The following is a 20527-nucleotide window of genomic DNA, read 5'->3' as shown; positions in this document are numbered from 1 at the left end:
TCGGCCGGGCTGGTGCGGGCCCAGGCGTGCTGGGCGGTGCGGGCCGCGGCGACCGCCTCGGCGACCTGCCGGGCATCGGCGGCGGGCAGGGTGCCGACGAGGGCGCCGTCCAAGGGGCTGTGGATGCTCAGCTGGGGCGGGGTCATGCGCCCCGGTTACCCGGCCGAGCGGCTGTTTCACCTGCACGGGGAGGGGAATCCCCAGGGCGGAGGTGATGATCATGCCCGGCAGGCAGGAGCTGCCCAGCACGCTGGCGCGATCGCCGAAGAAGGCCCAGGAGACCTGGATCAAGGCGCACGACTCGGCGGTGCAGACCTACGGCGAGGGAGAGCGGGCGCATCGCACCGCGTTCTCGGCGCTGAAGCACTCCTTCGAGAAGGTCGGCGACCACTGGGAGCCCAAGAAGCAGAAGGGCCCCTCGGACCGGCAGGCCAAGCGCAAGGCCGGTGCGAAGAGCGTGGGCACGCACGAAGGCGTGGATGCCAACGCCAGCAAGGAACACCTGTACTCGGTGGCGAAGAAGCTGGACATCGCCGGCCGCTCCAGCATGTCCAAGCCGCAGCTGGTCGAGGCGATCAAGAAGGCCAACAACCGCAAAACCGCCAAGGCCCGGGGCGACTGACCCGGGCCTTGCGCGAAGGAGGAGGAACCGTCACGGCCAGGACGGTTCCTCCTCGTGGCACACCACCAGTTCGCGCAGCTGGCAGCCCGCAGGCTGGCGCAGCGCGAACAGCACGGTGTCGGCGACCCGTTCCGGCGGGTTGAGCTTGCTGTCATCGGCCGGGCGGTACTGCTCGGTGCGGGAGTCGAAGAACCGGGTGCGCATGCCGCCGGGCACCAGCAGGGTCACCCCGACCTGGCCCGCGGTCTCCATGGCCAGTGCGCGGGTGAAGCCGACCACACCGAACTTCGAGGCGCAGTAGGCGGTGGCATCGCCCGCGACCCGCAGGCCGAGGGTGGAGGCCACGGTGACCACCCGGCCCCGGCTCACCTTGAGGTAGGGCAGGGCCGCGCGCACCACGGCCGCGGTGCCGAACAGGTTGACCCGCACCACCCTTTCCCAGTCCATTGTGGACACCTGGTCGAGCGGGCCGCAGCTGTCGATGCCCGCGGCGGTGACCACCCCGTCGAGTCCGCCCGCGCGTTCGGCGAGCTGGGCCACGGCGTGCTCGGCGGCCGCGGTGTCGGTCAGGTCCACGGTCAGGGCGTCCTTGGCCGGGATGTCCGCGGCCGGGGTGTCCTTGTCCAGCACCAGCGCGGTGCCCCCGGCCTCGTGCACGGCGTGCACCACGGCCGCGCCGAGTCCGGACGCGCCGCCGGTGACCAGGATGACGCCTACCTCGTTCACTGCCTTCTCCTTCTCAGCTCAGTCGGTCCAGGGCGGTTACCAGCCTGCTGGTGGAGCGGCCGGGGTGGTAGGGCACGACCACGGTGCGGCCGCCCCACTCGCGCAGCAGCCCGGCCTCGGGCAGGGTGTCGGCGTTGTAGTCGGCGCCCTTGACCCAGATGTCGGGGCGCAGCCGCCGCAGCGCGGTCTCCGGGGTGTTCTCCTCGAAGACCACCACGGCGTCCACACTGGAGAGTGCGCGCAGCAGCTCGGCGCGTTCCCTGGCCGGGTTGACCGGGCGGCCGGAGCCCTTGAGGCGGCGCACCGACTCATCGGAGTTCAGGCACACCACCAGGCAGTCGCCGAGGCGGCGGGCGGCGGCGAGCATGCGCACGTGTCCGGCGTGCAGCAGGTCGAAGCAGCCGCCGGTGGCCACCACGGTGCCGCCCTTGGCCCGTACCGAGCGCAGCAGTCCGTCCACAGTGGACTCGCGGTCCGGCGGCGGGTTGCCGAACCCGGCGGCGCCGCCCCTGGCCAGGAAGTCCGCGGCCTGCTCGACCGCGGCGGCCACCGCCTCGTCCACCGCGGCGCCGCGCCGGAGCGCGCAGGCGGCGGTGACGGCGAAGCGGTCGCCCGCGCCACAGGGGTCCAGTGCGGTGATCTCGGGGGCGGGCACGGCGACCGGGGTGCCGCCGTGCTCCAGCAGCGCGCCACCGGAGCCGAGGGTGACCACCACCGCACCGGCCTGCCAGCGTTGGCGCAGCAGCGCGGCCGCGGTGTACTCATCGGGCGCGCCGGTGGCGGCCAGGGCCTCGGCCCGGTTGGGGGTGGCCAGGCGGACGCCGGGCACCGGGTCCGGGCCGCGCGGGTGCGGGTCCCAGACCACCGGGACGCGGGTGGCGCGGCTGGTCAGCAGGTCGCGCAGGCGTTCATCGGCGGCCAGGCCTCGGCCGTAGTCGGAGACCAGCACGGCGGTGGCCCCGGCGACCGCGTCCAGCATCTCCTCGGTCACCTCCGGCCGGGCGCTGTGGCCGTAGTCCAGGCGGGCCAGTGAGCGGCCGTCGGCGCGCAGTCTGGCTTTGACCGTGGTGGTTCCCGGCAGTTCACCGGCCACTGTGGACACTCCGCGCAGTGCGGCGCGCAGCCGGTCGGCCTCGGCGTCGCGGGCCAGCGCGGTGACCAGGGTGACCGGTTCGCCGTCGGCGGCGGCCAGGCTGGCGGCCAGTGCCGCGCCGCCAGGGCGGTCGCGGCGGCCGTCCAGGTCGAGCACGGGTGCGGGGGCGTCGGGGCAGAGCCGGTCGGCCTTGCCGTCGAGGTCCACGTCCAGCAGCGAGTCGCCGACCACGACCAGGCTCATGACACCCTCCTGCCCGCAAGTGTGTCCATTGTGGACAGTTCGGCTTCGAAGGCGGTGCACAGCAGGTGCACCAGCACCAGCTGGGCTTCCTGCACGTTGGGGCTGGGCCCGTTCAGGGCCAGGGTCTCATCGGCGATCTCGGCCAGCGGGTTGGGCGCGGGGCCGGTGCAGGCCCAGCTGGTGGCGCCTGCCTCGCGGGCGGCTTCGGCGGCGCGCAGCAGGTTGGGGCTGCGGCCGCTGGTGGACAGCAGCACCACGATGTCCAGTGGCCCGGCGTGCGCGCGCACCTGGCGGGCGAAGACCTCGTCATAGCCGTAGTCGTTGCCGATGGCGGTGACCGAGGAGGACTCCGCGCACAGCGCGATCGCGGAGAAGGGCCTGCGGTCCTCGCGGAAGCGGCCGACCAGCTCGGCGGTGAGGTGCTGGGCCTCAGCCGCCGAGCCGCCGTTGCCCGCGGCCAGCAGCCGGTGCCCGCCGCTGAGCCGGTGCGCCAGCACCCGGCCCCAGCGGCGCAGCAGCGGTTCGTGCCGCCGCAGGTTCTCCAGGGTCTGGTGCAGGCCGTCGAGGTGGCCGCCGATCAGCTCGCCGCTCATCGCCCCTCCCCCACGGCCGCGCCCTCGGCCGCGCCGACCCTGGCGATCCGCTGGTAGGCGCGCTCGGTGTCGGCGGCGATCCGGTCCCAGCCGTAGCGGGCGGCGACCCGGTCGTTGCCTGCCACGCCGAGGGCCTGGGCGAAGGCGGGATCGCCGGTGACCTGGCGGATCGCCTTGGCCAGCGCCTCGGGATCGCGGGGTGGCACCAGCACGCCGGTGACGCCGTCGACCACGGTGTCGGTGAGACCGCCGACCGCGGTGGCGATCACCGGCCGGGCGCAGCTCATCGCTTCCAGGGGCACGATGCCGAAGGGCTCGTACCAGGGCGCGCAGACCACGGCGTCGGCCGAGCGCAGCAGCGGCGGCATGTCCTTGCGCGCCACCTGCCCCAGCAGCACCACGCGGTCGGCCACGCCGTGCCGTTGCGCGTGCGCGCGCAGCCGCCTGGCCTCCGCGTCGTGGTCCAGGTCGCCCTCGGCGGGACCGCCGGCGATGACCAGCTCGACGTCGGGGGTGGCCGCCAGCGCGCTGATGATGAGGTCAAAACCCTTGCGCGGCACCAGCCTGCCGACCGAGACCAGGCGTTTGCGGTGGTTGCGCGGGGCGGCCGGGCCGAACTGGTCGAACACGTCCAGGTCGACCCCGCAGGGCACCACCGAGATCCGGGCCCTGGGCACGCCGAGGCGGACCAGCTCGAAGACCTCATCCGAGCAGGTGGCGATGACCCGGTCGGCGGCACGGCCGACCACGCGTTCGATGCCGATGCGTTCCGGCGGGCTGGTGTCGGCGCTGCCCTGGTGGCGGCGCTTGACCACGCCGAGGGCGTGGAAGGTCTGGGCCAGCGGCAGCTTCAGGTCGCGGGCGGCCAGCTCACCGGCCAGGCCGGACATCCAGAAGTGCGCGTGCGCCACCTCGGGCCGTTCGCGGGCCCAGTGTCCGCGCAGTCGCCTGGCGAAATCGCCCATGTGCGGCAGCAGCTCGTCTTTGGGCAGCTGGCGGGCCGGCCCGGCGTCGATGTGCACCACGGTGTAGCCGGGTTCGACCTCGACCCGCTCGGGCAGGTCCGCAGCGTCGCGGCGGGTGTAGACGCTCACGTCATGCCCGCGCCGGGTCAGTGCGGCCGAGAGTTCGGCCACATGCAGGTTCTGACCGCCCGCGTCGACTTCACCGAGTGCGGCCAGCGGGCTGGCGTGCTCGGAGATCATGGCGATCTTCATCGGGTCACCTCCGTCAGGATTCGGTCCCAGTGGTCGACGAAGGCCGTCAACCCGTGGTGTGCCAGAACGTGTTCGCGCGCGCCCGCGCCGAGCTCGCGAGCCATCGCCGGGTCGGCGCTCAGCGCGCGCAGGGCGGCCACCAGGTCCTCGACCCTGGTGGAGAGCACCCCCGCGGTAGGTGGCACCGCGCGCGGCGCCTCGGTCACGGCCAGGGCGAGCACCGGCAGGCCGAGGTGCATCGCCTCCAGCATCGCCAGGCCCAGTGAGGTCCAGCGGTAGGGGTGCAGGTAGACCCGGCGCCGGGCGAGCTGGGCGTGCAGGTCCGCGGTGGCCAGGTCGCCGCAGGCGGTGAGCCGGTCGGGGCCGAGGCCGAGGTGGTCGCCGAGGCCGTCCAGGCCCATGCCGAAGACGTCCAGCGGCGCGGCGGCGGCGAAGCGGGGCAACAGGTCGGTGCCGGCCACCCGGCCGCGCCGGATGGGTTCGTTGACCACCACCCCGGCGTGCGGGAGCTCGCCGGTGTAGCGGTGGCCGGGGTCGGGCACGCCGTGCTCGATGACCACGGTCGGGGTGCGGCCGCAGTCCCAGACCAGGTCGTTGAAGTGGGTGACGTGCGCCAGCAGCAGTTCCGGGTGGTCGGCCAGCGGGTGCCGGGCCTCGCGCACGGCCATCGGCGGGGTGTTGTGCTCGACGTAGATCGCGGGCAGGTCCTTGCCGGGGGTGCGGCCCAGCCAGCGGCTGACCAGCTCGATCTCCTCGGCCCGTTGCAGGACGACCACGTCGACCTCGGTGTTGATCAGCTCCTGCACCGGGACCTCGGTGGCGCGTGGCCAGTCGCGGCCGGCCAGGCCCAGTCCCCATTCGCCGCCGACGGGCAGGCGCGGGATGAGGTAGTCGTGCTCGCCGCGCACGAAGGAGTTCAGCCAGCCGCCGTGCACGTGCCAGACCAGGACTCTCATGCCGCGACCTCCAGCAGGCTGCGCACGGCCTCGGCCACCGCGGTGGCCGGCACGGTGTTCAGGCAGGGGTGGCCGGGCACCGGGCAGAGCTTGGCCCTGCTGTCCCGGCAGGGCGCCCACTGGTCGCCCAGCAGCACGTGCGGGCCGTGCGGGGCCCAGCGGATCGCGGGCACCACTGGCGCGAACAGCGACACCACCGGGGTGCCGACGGCGGCGGCCAGGTGCGCGGGCCCGGTGTTGCCGACCACGACCGCGGCCGCGCGGGCCAGCACTCCGGCCAGTTCGGCGAAGCTGGTGCGCCCGCCCAGGTCCACCGCGTGCGCCCCGGCGACCTCGGCGGTCAAGGCGGTCTCGCCGGGTCCGCCGGTGACCACCACCCGGTGGCCGCCGCGGACGAGCTCGGCCACGGCCTCGGCGCAGCGGCTGGGTGGCCAGCTGCGGGCGGGCACGGACGCGCCGGGGTGCAGCACGACGTAGCCGGGCGGGCCGGTCAGCGCGCGGGTGTCCGGGTAGCCGGTGATGGCCAGCCGGCCGTCATCGCCTGGCGGCAGCGGGAATCCGGCCGCGGCGGCGATGGCCAGCGCGCGGTCGGCCTCCGGCTGGTCCTCGGCCAGGTCCTGGCCAGGGCGCAGGCGAACGTCCAGCAGTGAGCCGGGATAGTCCACCGAGGCGGCGGTCAGGTGTGCGATCCCGGCCAGCCGCAAGGCCAGCGCGGTGGGCAGCGGCGACTGGTGGAAGGAGGTCAGGATGACGGCGCGGTCGCAGCCGAGTCCGCGCACGGCCTCCACCAGCGCGGTGAAGTCCTTGGGGCGCACGGGTTCTGGCTCGGCGTCGATCCACGGGCAGTGCCAGGTGAGCACAGTGGACACTCCCGGCAGCAGGCCGGCGGCCTGGGCGCCGCGCGGTCCGCACAGCAGGGCCACCTCCGCGGTGTGCGCGATCGCCCTGATCGCCGGTCCGGCCAGCAGGACGTCGCCCTCACTGTCCAACCGGCACACCAGCACCCTGTTCATCGCCGGACCTCCGCGGGCAGCAGCAGGTCCAGCGCGGCGGTCAGGTCCGGTGCGACCACCGGGGCGTTGCGGATCTCATGCGGCAGGGTGACCGGGGTGGGCACCAGGATCCCGTGTGCCCCAGCGGCTTGCGCGGCCTGCACATCGGAGCCGATGTCGCCGATCACCACGGTGGCGCAGGGCGGCACGCCGAGCTCGGCGCAGGCCGCCAGGATCATGCCCGGCCGTGGCTTCCGGCAGCGGCAGCCCTCCAGTGGCCCGTGTGGACAGACCTGCCAGGTGTCGAAGGGCCCCAGCAGCTCCACGATTCGCCGGTGCACGGCCGCGACCTGCGCCAGGGACAACAGCCCACGTGCGACACCGGACTGGTTGGTCACCACCCCGGTGCGCACGCCCCTGGCGCGCAGTGCGGCCACTGCCTCGGCGGCGCCGGGCATGGTCGTCACCAACTCGGGATCCCCGTTGTACGGGACATCCCGGACGAGAGTGCCGTCCCGGTCGAAGAGCACCAGACCGGGCCAGGCGGAGTGCACGATTCCGCTCACCTGGCGAGGCTTGCCGGGCGAAGAAGTACTAAACACTTCTCGGAGAAACGCTACTCAGCGTGACATCGGGGGGCGTGTAGCGCGGTCGGACCCGGGTACACCAACTGCGAACACCCCATTTTGCGAGGAGGCGGCGTGACCACGATCGAGAAGTCGGTGGACGTCCAGGTGCCGGTGAGCACCGCGTACAACCAGTGGACCCAGTTCGAGACCTTCCCCCGGTTCATGGAGGGCGTGGAGCGCATTACCCAGGTCACCCCGACCCGGACGCACTGGCACACCAAGATCGGTGGCGTGGAACGGGAGTTCGACGCCGAGATCACCGAACAACACCCGGATGAGCGAGTGGCGTGGAAGACCATCGACGGTCCGCCGCACGGCGGGGTGGTGACCTTCCACCGGCTCGACGACAAGACCACCAGGGTCAGCCTGCAGATGGAGTACCAGCCGGAGTCGCTGGCCGAGAAGGCGGGCGCGGCGCTGGGTGTGGTGGAGCACCGGGTCTCCGGGGACCTGAAGCGGTTCAAGGAGTTCATCGAGCAGCGCGGCGCGGAGACCGGCGCCTGGCGCGGTGATGTGGGCCGCTCGCCGCAGCAGGGCGAGCTGTAGCCGAACGTGCGGCCAGGGCCGGGCACCTGGTAGCCCGCGCACGAACAGGGCCGGGCACCCCAGGCGCCCGGCCCTGTTCGTGCGCTTGCTCAGCCGCTCAGTCGCTGCGCGAGCATGGCCTTGGCCTGCTCGGCGCCCTTGCGGCTCTCGTTCTGGGCCTTGCGGAAGAACTCGGCCAGCTCGCTGTCGCCTGCCTTCTCCGCGTCCTGGATGTAGGTCTCCAGGCGCAGCACGTTGGACAGGCAGGCCTCGGTGAACCAGATGATGTTGTAGTCCTTGTCCCGGGTTCCGGTCACGGAGCCGGTTTCGGTGGTGGACACGGATCCTCCTCCACTGTCTGTGGTGTCGTGGTTCCCTGTGGGCCTACCCGGCCTGGCGCGCTCCATGCCTGGCGTTGGAGTAGCGCCAGCCGTTGTTCCACCTCGGCGGGCAGGCGCCGCCGGGCGCGCAGCACCCCGGGCAGCCGGGCCAGCGCCGCCAGCAGCACCCGGAGTTCTCCGGCGTGCAGCTGGGCCCAGGTGGCCGCGGCGATCTCCGGCCACGGCCTGCGCAGCCACACGGTGAGCAGGGCGTTGCGGGCCTGGAGGCGCCGCCGGGCCGCCGAGGGCGGCCGGATCCGCGAGGGGTGGTGGTGGGAGACCAGCTCGGGCACGTGGCACTGGGCCCAGCCCGCGGCGGCCAGGTCCCAGGACAGCAGCTGCTCCTCGCCGGGGAAGAACAGCACCGGGGAGAACCCGCCGCAGGCCAGGAACGCCTCCCGGCGCACGATCGCCGCGCAGGCCAGGAAACCCAGCACCGACACCCCCGGCAGATCCGGTTCCCGGCCCAGCGGGCTGGCGGCCAGTTCGGCGCTGAGCGGGTCCAGCCGCTGCTCCGGGCCGACCAGGGTGCGGGCGGAGACCAGCCCCAGCCGGGGGCAGGCGTCGAAGAGCCGCTCGGCCTGCTGGAGGGAGCCCGGCGCCCACCAGGAGTCGTCGTCGCTGAAGGCCACGTACGGGGTGCGGGCGACCGCCACCCCGTGGTTACGCGCGGTAGCGCCCCGGTTGCCGGCCAGGGCGATCAGCCGCACCTGAGGGAACTCCGCGGCCACCCGATCGCGGGTGCCGTCACTGGAACCGTTGTCCACCACCACGACCGGCGGTGGCGGGTCTAGCTCGGTGAGCCGGTGCAGGGTGTGCCGCAGCTCGTCCCAGCGGTCCCTGGTGGCGATCACCACGGTGGTGCGCGCGCTCGTCATGCCTTCGAGCTACCCGCCCTGGCGCGGCCGACACCGACGTTTCCCCGGCCAGGCCCCGGGTAGCCGCCGGGGTGGAACGGATGAGAAAGGGGCTCGCGATGCGGTTCGAACGGGTGGTGGTCACCGGGGGCGCGGGCTTCCTCGGGTCCTACGTGTGCGAGGAGCTGGTGTTCGCCGGGGTGTCGGTGGTGTGCGTCGACGACCTGTCCACCGGACGTCTGTCCAATGTGGACAGTGTGGCGGAGCATCCGCGCTTCCACTTCCAGCACGCCGACATCACCGAGCCGCTGCGGGTGCCCGGCCCGGTGGACGCGGTGCTGCACCTGGCCTGCCCGGCCTCGCCCGCGGACTACCTGCGCGAGCCGGTGCGGACCATGCGCACCGGCTCGCTGGGCACGCTGCACGCGCTGGAGCTGGCCAGGGCGCACCAGTCCCGGTTCCTGCTGGCCTCCACCAGCGAGGTCTACGGCGATCCGCTGCGGCACCCGCAGACCGAGGACTACTGGGGCAACGTCAACCCGGTGGGCCCGCGCAGTGTCTACGACGAGTCCAAACGCTTCAGCGAGGCACTGACCACCGCCTACCGCGGCCAGTACGGGCTGCGCGCCTCGATCGCCCGGATCTTCAACAGCTACGGCCCGCGGATGCGGCCCGAGGACGGCCGGATGATCCCCACCTTCATCCGCCAGGGCCTGGCCGGGGAGCCGATCACCGTCTTCGGCGACGGCGCGCAGACCCGGTCGCTGTGCTACGTCAGCGACACCGTCCGCGGCCTGATCACCTTGGCCCGCAGCGGGATTCCCGGCCCGGTCAACATCGGCAGCCCCGAGGAGCACCCGGTGGCCTGGATCGCCGAGCGGATCCGGGAGCTCACCGGCAGCACCGCGCCGGTGGTGCACGAGCAGGCGATGACCGACGACCCGCGCCGCCGCTGCCCGGACATCACCGTGGCCGCGCGGGAACTGGACTGGGGCCCGGAGGTCTCGCTGACCGAAGGGTTGCGGCGAACCGTGGACCACTTCGCCGCCGCCTCGTTTGCCCACCGGGTCGCCGGGTAGCCGATCGCCATGCGCGTCCTGGGAATCAACGCCATCTTCCACGACCCCGCCGCCGCACTGGTGGTGGATGGCCGGGTCGTCGCCGCGGCGGAGGAGGAGCGGTTCAGCCGCCGCAAGCACGGCAAGCGGCCGGTGCCCTTCTCCGCGTGGGAGCTGCCCGAGCAGTCGGCCCGCTGGTGCCTGGCCAAGGCTGGGCTCGCCCCGTCCGATCTGGACGCGGTGGCCTACTCCTACGACCCCGGCCTGGTCGAGCCCGGCCAGCAGGGCCTGGACGGCGACTGGGAGGAGCTGCGCACCAACTATGCGCGGCGCGCCCCTCGGTTCCTGGCCACCGCGTTGCCGGGCCTGGACCCCGGCATCGTGCGCTTCGTGCCGCACCACATGGCACACGCCGCCTCCGCGGGGCTGGCCGCTCCCTTCGGCGCGGACTCCGCGGTGCTGGTGGCCGACGGCCGCGGCGAGTGCGCCTCCCACCTGGGCGGCAGCTACCGCGACGGGCAGCTGGAAGTGCTGGCCTCGCAACGTCTTCCGCACTCACTCGGGCTGATGTACGAGTCGCTGACCGAGCACCTGGGCTTCCTGCGCTCCAGCGACGAGTACAAGGTGATGGCCCTGGCCTCCTACGGCACCCCGGCGCACGCCGGCCTCTTCCGCGAGCTGGTGCGCACCACCGAGGAGGGCGGCTTCCACATCGAGCCCATCGACTGGAACGCACTGGCCAAGCGCCGCGAGTCCGGCGAGCTCGGCCCCGAGCACGCCGACCTGGCCGCCAGCGTGCAGCTGCGGGTGGAGGAGGTGCTGCTGGAGCTGGCCCGCTGGCTGCACGAGGCCACCGGCCACCGGCGGCTCACCATGGCCGGCGGGGTGGCGCTGAACTGCGTGGCCAACACCAGGATCCACGCCGAGGGCCCGTTCGAGGAGGTCTGGGTGCAGCCGGCCGCGGGCGACGCGGGCACCGCGCTGGGCGCGGCCCTGCACGTCACCGCCACCGAGGACTCCCCCGCCGCGCCGATGCCGGGCGCGGACCTGGGCCGGGAGTTCTCCGTGCAGGAGATCCGGCAGTGCCTGGACACCGCGAACCTGGTCTACACCGAGCCGGCCGACATCGCCGTGACGGTGGCCGAAGCGCTGGCCGATGACCAGGTGGTGGCCTGGTTCCAGGGCCGCGCCGAGTACGGTCCGCGCGCGCTGGGCCGCCGCTCGCTGCTGGCCCACCCCGGCCGGGCGGAGAACCTGGCCCGGCTCAACGACGTCAAGGGCCGCGAGCAGTTCCGGCCGGTCGCGCCGATGGTGCTGGCCGACCGCGCGGCCGAGCTGTTCGAGCGCGGCCCGATCCCCAGCCCGCACATGCTCTTCGTGCACGACGTGCGCCCGGAGTGGCGGGAGCGGATCCCGGCGGTGGTGCACGTGGACGGCACCGCCCGGATCCAGACCGTGGACCCGGAGCAGGATCCGTTGATGGGCCGGGTGTTGCGCGAGTTCGCCGCCCGCACCGGACTGCCGGTGGTGGTCAACACCAGCCTCAACACCGCCGGTCGCCCGATGGTCGACGATCCGCGGGATGCCTTGGAGTGCTTCGGTTCCGCGCCGATCGACCTGCTCGCCATCGGCCCGGTCGCGCTGCGCAGAAAGGGACTGTCCCGATGACCTCCACAGTGGACTACGCCGTGGTGGTGCCCACGATCGGCCGGGACAGCCTGTGGCGGCTGCTCAACTCCCTGGCCAACGCCCACGGCCCGCAGCCGGTCGAGGTGATCGTGGTCGACGACCGCCCCGACCCCGTACCCCTGGGCCCGACGCCGATTCCGGTGCGGGTGCTCACCTCCGGCGGCCGCGGTCCGGCCGCGGCGCGCAACGTGGGCTGGCGGGCCACCGAGTGCGAGTGGATCGCCTTCCTGGACGACGATGTGGTGGTCAGCCCGGACTGGCCGGAGCGGCTGGCGGCGGACCTGGCCCGGTTGGATGCGAAGGTCGCCGCCAGCAAGGCCCGCATCACGGTGCCCCTGCCGACCGACCGGGCGCCCACGGATGCCGAGCTGGGCACCGCGGGCCTGGCCCAGGCGGAGTGGATCACCGCGGACATGGCCTACCGGCGTTCGGCGCTGGCCGAGGTCGGCGGCTTCGACGAGCGGTTTCCCCGGGCGTACCGGGAGGACGCCGAGCTGGCGCTGCGGGTGCTGGACCAGGGACTGGAACTGACCGAGGGTGAGCGGTCGACCACTCACCCCGTGCGCGAGCAAGGATTCCTGGCCAGTGTGCGGGCCCAGCGCGGGAACGCCGATGACGCGCTGCTGCGGCACCTGGTCGGGGCCAGGTGGCGGGAGCGGATCGGCGGGCAGCCGGGGCGGTTGCGGTGGCACGTGGTGACCACCGGGGCGCTGGTGGCGGCGGTGGGGTTCGGGCTGGCCGGGTTGCGGCGGGGCAGGACTGGTGCTGGGTCGCTGGTGGGACGGCGGGCGGGGGCGCTCGCCGGGCTGCGGTCCGGAGCGCTCGGCGGGACGCGAGCCACGGCGTTTGCCGGCAAGCGGGCCGGAGCACTCAGCGGGACACGAGCCATGACGCTCGCCGGCAAGCGGGCCGGAGTGCTCAGCGGGACACGAGCCATGACGCTCGCCGGCAAGCGGGCCGGAGCGCTCGGCGGGACGCGGGCCACGGCGTTACTCGGCAAGCGGGCCGGAGCACTCAGCGGGACACGAGCCACGGCGTTCGTCGGCAAGCGGGCCGGAGCGGTCGCCGGGCAGCTGACCAAGGCGGTCGCCGGGCCGCGAGCTGGTGCACACGCCCGGCGGCGCGCCGCGGCGCTCGCTGGGGCGCTCGCCAGTCGCCGGACGGCGGCCGGGGTGGCAAACCCCACCTGGCCGCGGCGGGCGGCGCTGGTCGCGGGGCTGGTGTGGGCGGGGCTGACCGCTGAGTTCGCCGCCCGGCGGATCCGGCCCGGTCCGCGCACCCCGGATGAGATCGCCCGCATGGTCGTGACCAGCGTCATCATCCCGCCCATGGCCTGTCTGCACCGGCTGCGGGGTGAACTCCGGTTCTGGCGGGTGCGCCGGTGAGCGCCCCTGAGGTCCTGGTGCTGCGCGCGCTGGGACTGGGCGACCTGCTCACCGCGGTGCCCGCGCTGCGCGCGCTGCGCCGGGCGCACTTCGACGCCCGGATCACCCTGGCCGCGCCGGAGTGGCTGGCCGAGCTGGTCGGCGACATCGGCGCGGTGGACCGGCTGCTCACCACCGACGGCCTGGACCAGCCACTGCGCTGGGCGGCCCGACCGCCGGATCTCGCGGTCAACCTGCACGGCCACGGGCCGCAGAGCACCGCGCTGCTGCGCGCACTCGAACCGCGACGACTGATCACCTTCGACCGGGACAGCTGGCGCGAGCAGGAGCACGAGGTGCACCGCTGGTGCCGGTTGCTCACCGAACACGGCATCCCGGCGGATCCGACCGACCTGCGGCTGCCCAAGCCGTGGTGTCCGGCGCCGGTGCGCGGGGCGGTAGTGGTGCACATCGGCGCCAGCCACGGGTCCCGGCGCTGGCCGGTGGACCGCTTCGCCGAGCTGGCCCGGCGGCTGCCCGGGCACGTGGTGCTCACCGGCAGCCTGCCGGAACGCCCGCGCGCCAAGGAGGTCGCGGAACTGGCCGGGCTGCCGCCGGAGCGGGTGCTGGCCGGGCACACCTCGCTGGCCGAGCTGGCCCCGCTGGTGGCCACCGCACGGCTGGTCATCTGCGGCGACACCGGGGTGGCGCACCTGGCCACCGCCTACGGCACCCCCTCGGTGGTGCTGTTCGGCCCGGTCTCCCCCGAGCTCTGGGGCCCGCCGCCGGAGCGGCCGGAACACCTGGCGCTGTGGGCCGGGATCAGCAGTGACACCTTCGCCGACACCCCAGCCCCTGGCCTGTTGCGCATCTCGGTGGACGAGGTGCTCGACGCGGCCCGGCGGCTGCTTCCCGGAAAGGGCTCCCTGGCATGGGCGCGCAGCGGATAGGCGTCATCGGCGCCGGTTATGTCGGGCTCACCACCTCGGCCTGCCTGTCCCAGCTGGGACACCGGGTGGTCTGCTCGGACGTCGATCAGTCCACTGTGGACGATCTGCGGCACGGTGTGGTCGGCCTGCACGAGCCAGGACTGGCCGAGCTCGTCGCGACGGGCCTGGCCGAGGGCACCCTGGACTTCACCACCGACAACCTGGCCGCGGTGCGCGGCGCGGAGTTCGTCTTCCTGTGCCTGCCCACCCCCGCCGCCGAGTCCGGGGCCGCCGACCTGGGCGCGGTGCACGCCGTGCTGACCCAGATCGGCCCCGAGCTGCGGCCCGGCAGTGTGCTGGTGGTCAAGTCCACCGTGCCCCCGGGCACCACCGAGGACCTGCGGGCCAGGCTCGGCCGCGCCGACGTCGCGGTGGCCGGCAACCCGGAGTTCCTGCGCGAGGGGCACGCGGTGGCCGACTTCCTGCACCCGCAGCGGGTGGTGGTCGGCGCGAGCGAGCAGGCCACCGCGCGCCGGGTGCTCGCCCTCTACCGGGACACCGGCGCGCCGACCCTGGTCACCGACCCGGCCAGCGCCGAGCTGGTCAAGTACGCCAGCAACAGCTTCCTGGCCATGAAGCTCTCCTACGTCAACACCCTGGCCGAGCTGTGCGAGCGCACCGGCGCCGACATCGCCGCGGTCACCGAGGGCCTCGGCCAGGACGAGCGCATCGGCCCGGCCTTCCTGGCCCCTGGGCCGGGCTGGGGCGGGTCCTGCCTGCCCAAGGACACCAGGGCGCTGCTGCACACCGCCCGGCAGGCCGAGGTGGAGTTCCCGCTGCTCTCGGCCGCGATCGAGACCAACGACCGCCAACCGGCCCGGATCATCGAGGCCCTGGAAGGGGTGCTGGCCCGCCCGCTGCGCGGCGCCCGGATCGGCCTGCTGGGCCTGACCTTCAAGGCGGGCACCGACGACCTGCGCGACTCCCCCGCGCTGGCGGTGGCCCAGGCGCTGGCCGAGGCGGGCGCGGGCCTGCGCGGCTACGACCCGTGCGTGCCCGCCGAGCGGGGCAGGCTCGGACCGGTCTCCCTGGTCTCCCGGGCGGCGCTGGCGGCCGAGGACGCGGACGCGGTGCTGCTGCTGACCGAGTGGCCGGAGTTCACCGAGCTGAACTTCCCCGACCTGGCCGCGCGCATGCGCACCCCCGTGCTGGTGGACACCCGCGACCACCTGCCGGTGAAGGTGCTGGCCGCCGCGGGCTTCCGCCACCACCGGCTGGGACACGCGAGCTAGCCGAGCATGCTCGCCCGGTAGTGCTCGGCGATCTCGTCGCTGGTGGTCAGCCACACATCCGGTTGCGCGGCCAGGAAACCCAGCGCCTCGTCCAGGTACTTGGCCCGGAACGGCTGGCCGACCACGAACGGGTGCAGGGCCAGTGGCAGCACCCGGCCGCTGTGCTCGGACTCGGCGTGCAGCACCTCATAGGTGTCTCGCACCATGCGGGTGAACTCCGGGCCGGTGTGCTTGGCGAAGACCATCAGGTCGTTGAGCTCCACCGTGTAAGGCACGCTGAGCATGCCGGGCACGGTCAGCGGGTAGGGCTGGTCGTCGTTGGTCCAGTCCAGCACGTAGCTCAGGCCCAGTTCGGCCAGCAGGGCCGGGGTGTTGGCGGTTTCGGTGAGGCCGGGACCCATCCAGCCGCGCGGGGACTTGCCGGTGGCGGTGGTGATGGTGTGCACGATGTCGGTGAGGACCCGGCGTTCCTCCTCGAGGTCCAGGCCGGTGTGCAGGATCGAGTTGGTGCTGCCGTGGGCCAGCCAGGCCCAGTCGCGGGCGTTGCCGGCCTCGATGATCTGCGGATAGTGCTCGGGCACCGTGGAGTTGAGCAGCACGCTGGCGCGCAGGCCGTGGCGGTCCAGGATGTCGGCGATCCGCCAGATGCCGACCCGGTTGCCGTAGTCGCGCCAGCCGTGGTTGAGCGGGTCGGGGGTGAGCTCGGCGGTGCCGGGCCAGATGCTGGTGGAGGGGTGGCCGGGCAGGAAGTGCTCGATGTTGAGGCCGACGTAGACGGCGATCCGCTTGCCCTGCGGCCAGTGCAAGGGCGGACGGTCGACGATCGGGCTGTACGCGTAAGGCGGGTTCGTCATACCGGTACGGTAGAACCTGACACCAGTGTGAAGTTCAAGTCGCGGAGGGCCGATGCGGATCGGGGAGCTGGCGCGCCGGACCGGGGTCAGCGAGCGGTCGCTGCGCTACTACGAGGAACAGGGCCTGCTGATCCCCGATCGCACCCCTGGCGGGCAGCGGGAGTACCCGGAGTTCGCGGTGGACCGGGTGATCCGCATCCAGGAGCTGTTCGCCGCGGGCCTGCACAGCAGGAAGATCGCCCGGCTGCTGCCCTGCATGCGCGATGCCGACGGCGGCCCCTCCGCGCGGGCCACGCCGAAGCTGGTGGCCGAGCTGACCGAGGAGAAGGCCCGCATCGAGCGCACCATGAAGGAGCTGGCCAGCTCCCGCGACCTCCTGGAAGAGGTCATCAACGCCGCCGCGAAGCCCTGACGCCGGAAAGGACTGTGCCGCCCCCCGGTGGCGAATGGGGGCGGCACAGTCTTTTTTTCCGTGCGGCGAGGCGGGCCCTGCTTCCCGCTCGCGCGCTCTTCTATCTGTTGGTCGGGTCGTCGACCGGTCGGACCTGGCCGCGCCAGCCACCGGTCTCGTGGCCGCGTCGCTCGATGAACTCCTTGAACCGGCCCAGGTCACCACGGACCCTGGTCTGCACGAGGCCGAGGGTGTCGCCGATCTTCTCGGCCGCGCCTTCGGGCTCGAACTCGATCCGCAGCGACACCTTGGTCTCGGTGCCCTGCGGGGTGAAGGACACGGTCCCCCGGTGCTTCGGCCCGGACACGACGGTCCAGGAGATCCGCTCGTCGGGGACCTGGTGCATGATCTCGGCGTCGAACTCGCGTTCCACACCGGCGATGCTGGTCTTCCAGTGGGTCAGCGTGTTCGACACCTGGTCGACCTGCTCGACACCCTTCATGAACTCCGGGAAGGTCTCGAACTGGGTCCACTGGTCATAGACGGCGCGTACCGGCGCATGGACTTCCACGCGTTCCTCGATAACGCTCACTGTCCAACCATCTCCTTTCTGTGTCGGTCACGCACTCTTCGGCTACCCACCGCGTCCGGGCGGAAACGTGTGGCGAGCGAGGAATTCGGGAAACCCGGTTTCTGTGATCGACACCGCGGCCGCCCGCCGCTACCGCCGAGCCGCTGACTACCTGGCCGCCGCCATGATCTACCTGCGGGACAACGTGCTGTTGCGCGAGCCGCTACGCCCGCAGCACCTCAAACCCCGGCTGCTCGGGCACTGGGGCACCTGTCCAGGTATCACGTTTGTCTACAGTGGACTCAACGCGCTGGCCAAGGCCACCGGCCAGCGCACGTTGTTCGTGGTCGGGCCCGGTCACGGCGCGCCCGCGGTGCACGCCAACCTGTGGCTGGAGGGCACGCACGCCCGGCACGACCCGGCACTGACTCTGGATGAGACCGGACTGACCGAGCTGGTGCGCCGTTTCTCCTGGCCCGGCGGGTTTCCCAGCCACCTCTCCCCCGAGGTGCCGGGGGTCATCCACGAGGGTGGCGAGCTCGGCTACGCCCTGGCCACCGCGTTCGGGGCGGCGCTGGATGATCCGGAGCTGCTGGTGGCCTGCCTGGTCGGCGACGGGGAGGCCGAGACCGGGCCGACCGCGGGGTCCTGGCACGGCGGCAAGTTCCTCGATCCGGCGCACGACGGCGCGGTGCTGCCGATCCTGCACCTCAACGGAGCCAAGATCTCCTCGCCGACGGTGTACGCCTCGATGGACGACGACGAGCTGGCCGCCTACTTCCACGGCGCCGGCTGGACCCCGCACCTGGTCGATGTCACCACGACCGCCGAGCCGGAGGAGCTGCTGGCCAGCACACTCACCCTGGCCCGCACCGAGATCACCGGCATCCGCGACCGCCAACCGGATCGGCCGCGCTGGCCGATGATCCTGTTGCGCAGCCCCAAGGGCTGGGGCCTGCCCGCCTTCGACGCCGAGGGCACCCCCCTGGAGGGCAGCTTCCACGCCCACCAGGTGCCGATCGAGGCGGACAACCTGGAACTGCTGGAACGCTGGCTGCGCTCCTACCGTCCGGAAGAGCTGTTCACCAGGAACGGCGCACCCCAGCCGGACCTGCTCGACCTGCTGCCACCGGAGGAGCTGCGCCTGGGGCGGGTGCCGCAGGCCAACGGCGGCGACCTGCGCCGCGAGCTGCCCCTGCCCGACCCGGCCGAGTTCGCCGTGCCGGTGAGCAAACCCGGTGCGGCCCAGGCCAGTCCGACGGAGACCGCGGGTGAGTACCTGGCGGAGTTGTTGCGGCGCACCGAGGACAGCCGGAACTTCCGGATCATGTGCCCGGACGAGCTGGCCTCCAACAAGCTCGACGCCACCCTGACCGCCACCGACCGGGTCTTCGCCTGGCCGCCGGGCAGCCCGGCCGAACACCTCGGGCGGCACGGCCGGGTGATGGAGGTGCTGTCGGAACACCTGTGCCAGGGCTGGTTGCAGGGCTACCTGCTCACCGGGCGGCACGGCCTGTTCCCCTGCTACGAGGCCTTCGCCTCCATTGTGGACAGTATGGTCAACCAGTACGCCAAGTTCCTCAAGATGGCCGGCGAGACGCCGTGGCGGAGCCCGGTGGCCAGCCTCAACTACCTGCTCACCAGCGAGGGCTGGCGGCAGGAGCACAACGGCTACAGCCACCAGGGCCCCGGCTTCATCAACAACCTGCTCAGCAAGAAGTCCTCGGTCAGCCGGATCTACTTCCCGCCGGATGCCAACACCCTGCTGCACACCCTGCACCACTGCCTGTCCTCCACCGACCGGATCAACCTGGTCATCGCCGGCAAACACCCTGCCGCCCAATGGCTTTCCGCCGAGGAGGCGGCCCGGCACTGCCGGGCGGGCGCCGGGGTGTGGGACTGGGCGGGCACCGAGCAGCACCGCGACCAGCCGGAGGTGGTGCTGGCCTGCGCGGGCGGGGTGCCCACGGTGGAGACCCTGGCCGCGGCCGACCTGTTGCGGCGGCACGCACCGGATCTGATGGTGCGGGTGGTCAACGTGGTCGACCTGCTCAGCCTGTCCACCCCGCGCCGGCACCCGCACGGCATGGACGAACGCGCCTTCGAGGCCTGCTTCGGCCGCGGCCTGCCGGTGGTCTTCGCCTTCCACGGCTACCCCTCCGCGGTGCACGAGGTGCTGCACGGCCGCCCCGACCCCACGCGCTTCCACGTGCACGGCTACCTGGAGGAAGGCACCACGACCACACCGTTCGACCTGCTGGTGAGCAACCGGATGAGCCGCTACGACCTGGCCGCCGACGCACTGCGCCGGGCGGGCGGCTGGGCCAGCGCCGGTGGCGGCCTGGCCCAGCGGCTGCTCGCCGAACGCGACGAGCTGCGCGCGCACGCCTACCGCGAGGGTGTGGACGCCACGGAGATCACCGACTGGAGCTGGCCCGCATGAGCACCGTGCTGACGATCAACCCCGGATCCTCCAGCCTGCAAGCGCACCTGGTCTCCGGGGACACCGAACGCGTGCTGGACCAGATGCACGTGGAAGCCCCGCCGGACTCCGAGGAAGCCGCGGCGGAGCTGCGCAAGCTGCTGTTCCGGGTGGGCGACCGGGAGCTGACCGCGGTGGCGCACCGGCTGGTGCACGGCGGCGAGGTGGTGCGCACCCCGGCCGTGGTCACCGAAGAGCTGGTGCGCGCCCTGGACCCGGTGGCCGCGCTGGCCCCACTGCACGTGCCGCGGACGCTGGCCCTGCTGGTGAAGCTGCGCGGGCAGCTCTCCGGGGTGCCGCACGTGCTGTGCCCGGACACCGCGTTCCACAATGGACTGTCCGACCTGGCCTGGACCTACCCGCTGCCCGCGCAGTGGCGGCAGCGGTTCGGGTTGCGGCGCTACGGTTTCCACGGCCTGTCCTACGCGCACGCGGTGCGCCGGGTGTCCGCGATGACCGGGGTGGCGGCGGACAAGCTGAGCTTGCTGATCGCGCACCTGGGCGGCGGCTGTTCGGTGTGCGCCTACCGGGACGGCCGCAGCGTGGACACCTCCATGGGCTTCACCCCGCTGGAAGGGGTGCCCATGTCCAAGCGTTCCGGCTCCATCGACCCCGGTCTGCTGCTGCACCTGCTCGAGAAGGGCCTCACCCCCGAGCAGCTTTCCGAGGGCCTGTACCGCCATTCCGGTCTGCTGGGCCTGTCCGACGGCCGCTCCGGCGACACCCGTGAGCTGGTGGCCGCGGCCAGGGACGGTGACCCGGCGGCGGACCTGGCATTGCGGGTCTTCGCCCACCGGGTGGCCCGCGAGCTGGCCGCCGCGGCCACCAGCCTGTACCGGGTGGACGCGCTGGTCTTCACCGGGGAGATCGGCTGGGACCAGCCGGAGCTGCGGGAGGCGATCACCGCGCGGCTGGGGCAGCTGGGCATCCGGCCCGCAGTGGCGGACAACCGGGAGGACGACGGGCCGGTGCACACCGAGGGGGTGCCGGTGCTGGTCGTCAAGCCACGCGAGGAGCTCCAGCTGTGCCGGGACGCGCTGACGGTGGTCTAGGCCCTGGGTGCG

Annotated in this window: 22 protein-coding genes; 10 read left to right on the top strand and 12 right to left on the bottom strand. The window is 73.1% G+C overall.

Annotated elements, in window-relative coordinates; translation table 11 throughout:
- Positions 1–146, bottom strand: a 146-nt coding sequence (locus ACWDY5_RS32020; RefSeq protein WP_449725877.1) for an aldehyde dehydrogenase family protein, incomplete at its 3' end; no start/stop codon positions are given.
- Between the two features lie 74 nt (positions 147–220).
- Here ACWDY5_RS32020 and ACWDY5_RS32015 point away from each other — a divergent pair.
- Complete coding sequence (locus ACWDY5_RS32015; protein ID WP_449725875.1) at positions 221–622, top strand: ChaB family protein; 402 nt, start codon at positions 221–223, stop codon at positions 620–622.
- Between the two features lie 30 nt (positions 623–652).
- On the opposite strand, the gene ACWDY5_RS32010 is transcribed toward ACWDY5_RS32015, so the two are convergent.
- The 7 genes from ACWDY5_RS32010 to ACWDY5_RS31980 are packed head-to-tail and all read right to left on the bottom strand — an operon-like array spanning position 653 to position 7008.
- The gene (locus ACWDY5_RS32010; RefSeq protein ID WP_449725874.1) at positions 653–1348 is read right to left on the bottom strand and encodes an SDR family oxidoreductase; all 696 of its coding nucleotides are present in this window, start codon (positions 1346–1348) and stop codon (positions 653–655) included.
- A gap of 13 nt (positions 1349–1361) precedes the next feature.
- Positions 1362–2684 carry a D-glycero-beta-D-manno-heptose 1-phosphate adenylyltransferase gene (rfaE2, locus tag ACWDY5_RS32005; protein WP_449725873.1) on the bottom strand — a complete coding sequence of 441 codons (1323 nt, stop codon included), beginning with the start codon at positions 2682–2684 and terminating at the stop codon, positions 1362–1364.
- Entirely contained in the window at positions 2681–3277 is a 597-nt protein-coding gene (locus tag ACWDY5_RS32000; RefSeq protein WP_449725872.1) for a D-sedoheptulose-7-phosphate isomerase, read from the bottom strand. Before ACWDY5_RS32000 ends, rfaE2 begins: the two co-directional genes overlap by 4 nt.
- The gene (locus tag ACWDY5_RS31995) at positions 3274–4494 is read right to left on the bottom strand and encodes a glycosyltransferase (protein ID WP_449725871.1); all 1221 of its coding nucleotides are present in this window, start codon (positions 4492–4494) and stop codon (positions 3274–3276) included. The genes ACWDY5_RS32000 and ACWDY5_RS31995 overlap by 4 nt, the downstream gene beginning before the upstream one ends.
- Positions 4491–5450, bottom strand: coding sequence for a glycosyltransferase (locus tag ACWDY5_RS31990; protein ID WP_449725870.1), 960 nt, complete (start codon positions 5448–5450; stop codon positions 4491–4493). The genes ACWDY5_RS31995 and ACWDY5_RS31990 overlap by 4 nt, the downstream gene beginning before the upstream one ends.
- Positions 5447–6463: a glycosyltransferase family 9 protein gene (locus ACWDY5_RS31985; protein ID WP_449725869.1), complete on the bottom strand. Its 1017-nt coding sequence runs from the start codon at positions 6461–6463 to the stop codon at positions 5447–5449. The genes ACWDY5_RS31990 and ACWDY5_RS31985 overlap by 4 nt, the downstream gene beginning before the upstream one ends.
- On the bottom strand, positions 6460–7008 hold the full coding sequence (locus tag ACWDY5_RS31980) for a D-glycero-alpha-D-manno-heptose-1,7-bisphosphate 7-phosphatase (protein ID WP_449725868.1): 549 nt from the start codon (positions 7006–7008) through the stop codon (positions 6460–6462). The genes ACWDY5_RS31985 and ACWDY5_RS31980 overlap by 4 nt, the downstream gene beginning before the upstream one ends.
- A gap of 135 nt (positions 7009–7143) precedes the next feature.
- Here ACWDY5_RS31980 and ACWDY5_RS31975 point away from each other — a divergent pair, with 135 nt between their 5' ends.
- Positions 7144–7617, top strand: coding sequence for an SRPBCC family protein (locus ACWDY5_RS31975; RefSeq protein ID WP_449725867.1), 474 nt, complete (start codon positions 7144–7146; stop codon positions 7615–7617).
- An 89-nt stretch (positions 7618–7706) separates the two neighbouring features.
- Here the strand turns inward: ACWDY5_RS31975 and ACWDY5_RS31970 are convergent, their stop codons facing one another.
- Both ACWDY5_RS31970 and ACWDY5_RS31965 read right to left on the bottom strand, forming a co-directional pair.
- On the bottom strand, positions 7707–7937 hold the full coding sequence (locus ACWDY5_RS31970; protein ID WP_252480462.1) for a hypothetical protein: 231 nt from the start codon (positions 7935–7937) through the stop codon (positions 7707–7709).
- Positions 7910–8854 carry a glycosyltransferase family 2 protein gene (locus tag ACWDY5_RS31965; protein ID WP_449725866.1) on the bottom strand — a complete coding sequence of 315 codons (945 nt, stop codon included), beginning with the start codon at positions 8852–8854 and terminating at the stop codon, positions 7910–7912. Before ACWDY5_RS31965 ends, ACWDY5_RS31970 begins: the two co-directional genes overlap by 28 nt.
- A gap of 80 nt (positions 8855–8934) precedes the next feature.
- Between ACWDY5_RS31965 and ACWDY5_RS31960 the strand changes: the two genes are divergently transcribed.
- The 5 genes from ACWDY5_RS31960 to ACWDY5_RS31940 are packed head-to-tail and all read left to right on the top strand — an operon-like array spanning position 8935 to position 15165.
- Complete coding sequence (locus tag ACWDY5_RS31960; RefSeq protein ID WP_449725865.1) at positions 8935–9912, top strand: NAD-dependent epimerase/dehydratase family protein; 978 nt, start codon at positions 8935–8937, stop codon at positions 9910–9912.
- Between the two features lie 9 nt (positions 9913–9921).
- On the top strand, positions 9922–11559 hold the full coding sequence (locus ACWDY5_RS31955) for a carbamoyltransferase family protein (protein WP_449725864.1): 1638 nt from the start codon (positions 9922–9924) through the stop codon (positions 11557–11559).
- Complete coding sequence (locus tag ACWDY5_RS31950; protein ID WP_449725863.1) at positions 11556–12965, top strand: glycosyltransferase family 2 protein; 1410 nt, start codon at positions 11556–11558, stop codon at positions 12963–12965. The genes ACWDY5_RS31955 and ACWDY5_RS31950 overlap by 4 nt, the downstream gene beginning before the upstream one ends.
- The gene (locus tag ACWDY5_RS31945; protein ID WP_449725862.1) at positions 12962–13894 is read left to right on the top strand and encodes a glycosyltransferase family 9 protein; all 933 of its coding nucleotides are present in this window, start codon (positions 12962–12964) and stop codon (positions 13892–13894) included. The genes ACWDY5_RS31950 and ACWDY5_RS31945 overlap by 4 nt, the downstream gene beginning before the upstream one ends.
- Positions 13876–15165: a UDP-glucose dehydrogenase family protein gene (locus tag ACWDY5_RS31940; protein ID WP_449725861.1), complete on the top strand. Its 1290-nt coding sequence runs from the start codon at positions 13876–13878 to the stop codon at positions 15163–15165. Before ACWDY5_RS31945 ends, ACWDY5_RS31940 begins: the two co-directional genes overlap by 19 nt.
- Here the strand turns inward: ACWDY5_RS31940 and ACWDY5_RS31935 are convergent.
- Entirely contained in the window at positions 15162–16019 is an 858-nt protein-coding gene (locus ACWDY5_RS31935; RefSeq protein ID WP_449725860.1) for a polysaccharide deacetylase family protein, read from the bottom strand. The two genes, ACWDY5_RS31940 and ACWDY5_RS31935, sit on opposite strands and share 4 nt — an antisense overlap.
- A gap of 52 nt (positions 16020–16071) precedes the next feature.
- On the opposite strand from ACWDY5_RS31935, the gene ACWDY5_RS31930 reads away from it, so the two are divergent.
- Positions 16072–16431, top strand: coding sequence for a MerR family transcriptional regulator (locus ACWDY5_RS31930; protein ID WP_449725859.1), 360 nt, complete (start codon positions 16072–16074; stop codon positions 16429–16431).
- A 100-nt stretch (positions 16432–16531) separates the two neighbouring features.
- Here the strand turns inward: ACWDY5_RS31930 and ACWDY5_RS31925 are convergent, their stop codons facing one another.
- Positions 16532–17002: an SRPBCC family protein gene (locus ACWDY5_RS31925; RefSeq protein WP_449725858.1), complete on the bottom strand. Its 471-nt coding sequence runs from the start codon at positions 17000–17002 to the stop codon at positions 16532–16534.
- A 103-nt stretch (positions 17003–17105) separates the two neighbouring features.
- On the opposite strand from ACWDY5_RS31925, the gene ACWDY5_RS31920 reads away from it, so the two are divergent.
- Positions 17106–19424, top strand: a complete 2319-nt coding sequence (locus ACWDY5_RS31920) for a phosphoketolase family protein (protein WP_449725857.1) — start codon at positions 17106–17108, stop codon at positions 19422–19424.
- Positions 19421–20515 (top strand): acetate/propionate family kinase, encoded by a 1095-nt coding sequence (locus ACWDY5_RS31915; protein ID WP_449725856.1) that lies wholly within the window; start codon positions 19421–19423, stop codon positions 20513–20515. The genes ACWDY5_RS31920 and ACWDY5_RS31915 overlap by 4 nt, the downstream gene beginning before the upstream one ends.
- Positions 20516–20527 lie beyond the last annotated feature (12 nt).

The sequence above is a fragment of the Crossiella sp. NPDC003009 genome, assembly GCF_053591555.1.
This window is presented reverse-complemented; position numbering and strand designations above follow the sequence as displayed.

What these genes read in the sequence shown, in the direction of transcription:
- ACWDY5_RS32015 (WP_449725875.1), top strand. Translation starts at nt 221, where the DNA reads ATGCCCGGCAGGCAGGAGCTGCCCAGCACGCTGGCGCGATCGCCGAAG.
- rfaE2 (WP_449725873.1), bottom strand. Translation starts at nt 2,684, where the DNA reads ATGAGCCTGGTCGTGGTCGGCGACTCGCTGCTGGACGTGGACCTCGAC.
- ACWDY5_RS32000 (WP_449725872.1), bottom strand. Translation starts at nt 3,277, where the DNA reads ATGAGCGGCGAGCTGATCGGCGGCCACCTCGACGGCCTGCACCAGACC.
- ACWDY5_RS31995 (WP_449725871.1), bottom strand. Translation starts at nt 4,494, where the DNA reads ATGAAGATCGCCATGATCTCCGAGCACGCCAGCCCGCTGGCCGCACTC.
- ACWDY5_RS31990 (WP_449725870.1), bottom strand. Translation starts at nt 5,450, where the DNA reads ATGAGAGTCCTGGTCTGGCACGTGCACGGCGGCTGGCTGAACTCCTTC.
- ACWDY5_RS31985 (WP_449725869.1), bottom strand. Translation starts at nt 6,463, where the DNA reads ATGAACAGGGTGCTGGTGTGCCGGTTGGACAGTGAGGGCGACGTCCTG.
- ACWDY5_RS31965 (WP_449725866.1), bottom strand. Translation starts at nt 8,854, where the DNA reads ATGACGAGCGCGCGCACCACCGTGGTGATCGCCACCAGGGACCGCTGG.
- ACWDY5_RS31960 (WP_449725865.1), top strand. Translation starts at nt 8,935, where the DNA reads ATGAGAAAGGGGCTCGCGATGCGGTTCGAACGGGTGGTGGTCACCGGG.
- ACWDY5_RS31955 (WP_449725864.1), top strand. Translation starts at nt 9,922, where the DNA reads ATGCGCGTCCTGGGAATCAACGCCATCTTCCACGACCCCGCCGCCGCA.
- ACWDY5_RS31950 (WP_449725863.1), top strand. Translation starts at nt 11,556, where the DNA reads ATGACCTCCACAGTGGACTACGCCGTGGTGGTGCCCACGATCGGCCGG.
- ACWDY5_RS31940 (WP_449725861.1), top strand. Translation starts at nt 13,876, where the DNA reads ATGGGCGCGCAGCGGATAGGCGTCATCGGCGCCGGTTATGTCGGGCTC.
- ACWDY5_RS31935 (WP_449725860.1), bottom strand. Translation starts at nt 16,019, where the DNA reads ATGACGAACCCGCCTTACGCGTACAGCCCGATCGTCGACCGTCCGCCC.
- ACWDY5_RS31930 (WP_449725859.1), top strand. Translation starts at nt 16,072, where the DNA reads ATGCGGATCGGGGAGCTGGCGCGCCGGACCGGGGTCAGCGAGCGGTCG.
- ACWDY5_RS31915 (WP_449725856.1), top strand. Translation starts at nt 19,421, where the DNA reads ATGAGCACCGTGCTGACGATCAACCCCGGATCCTCCAGCCTGCAAGCG.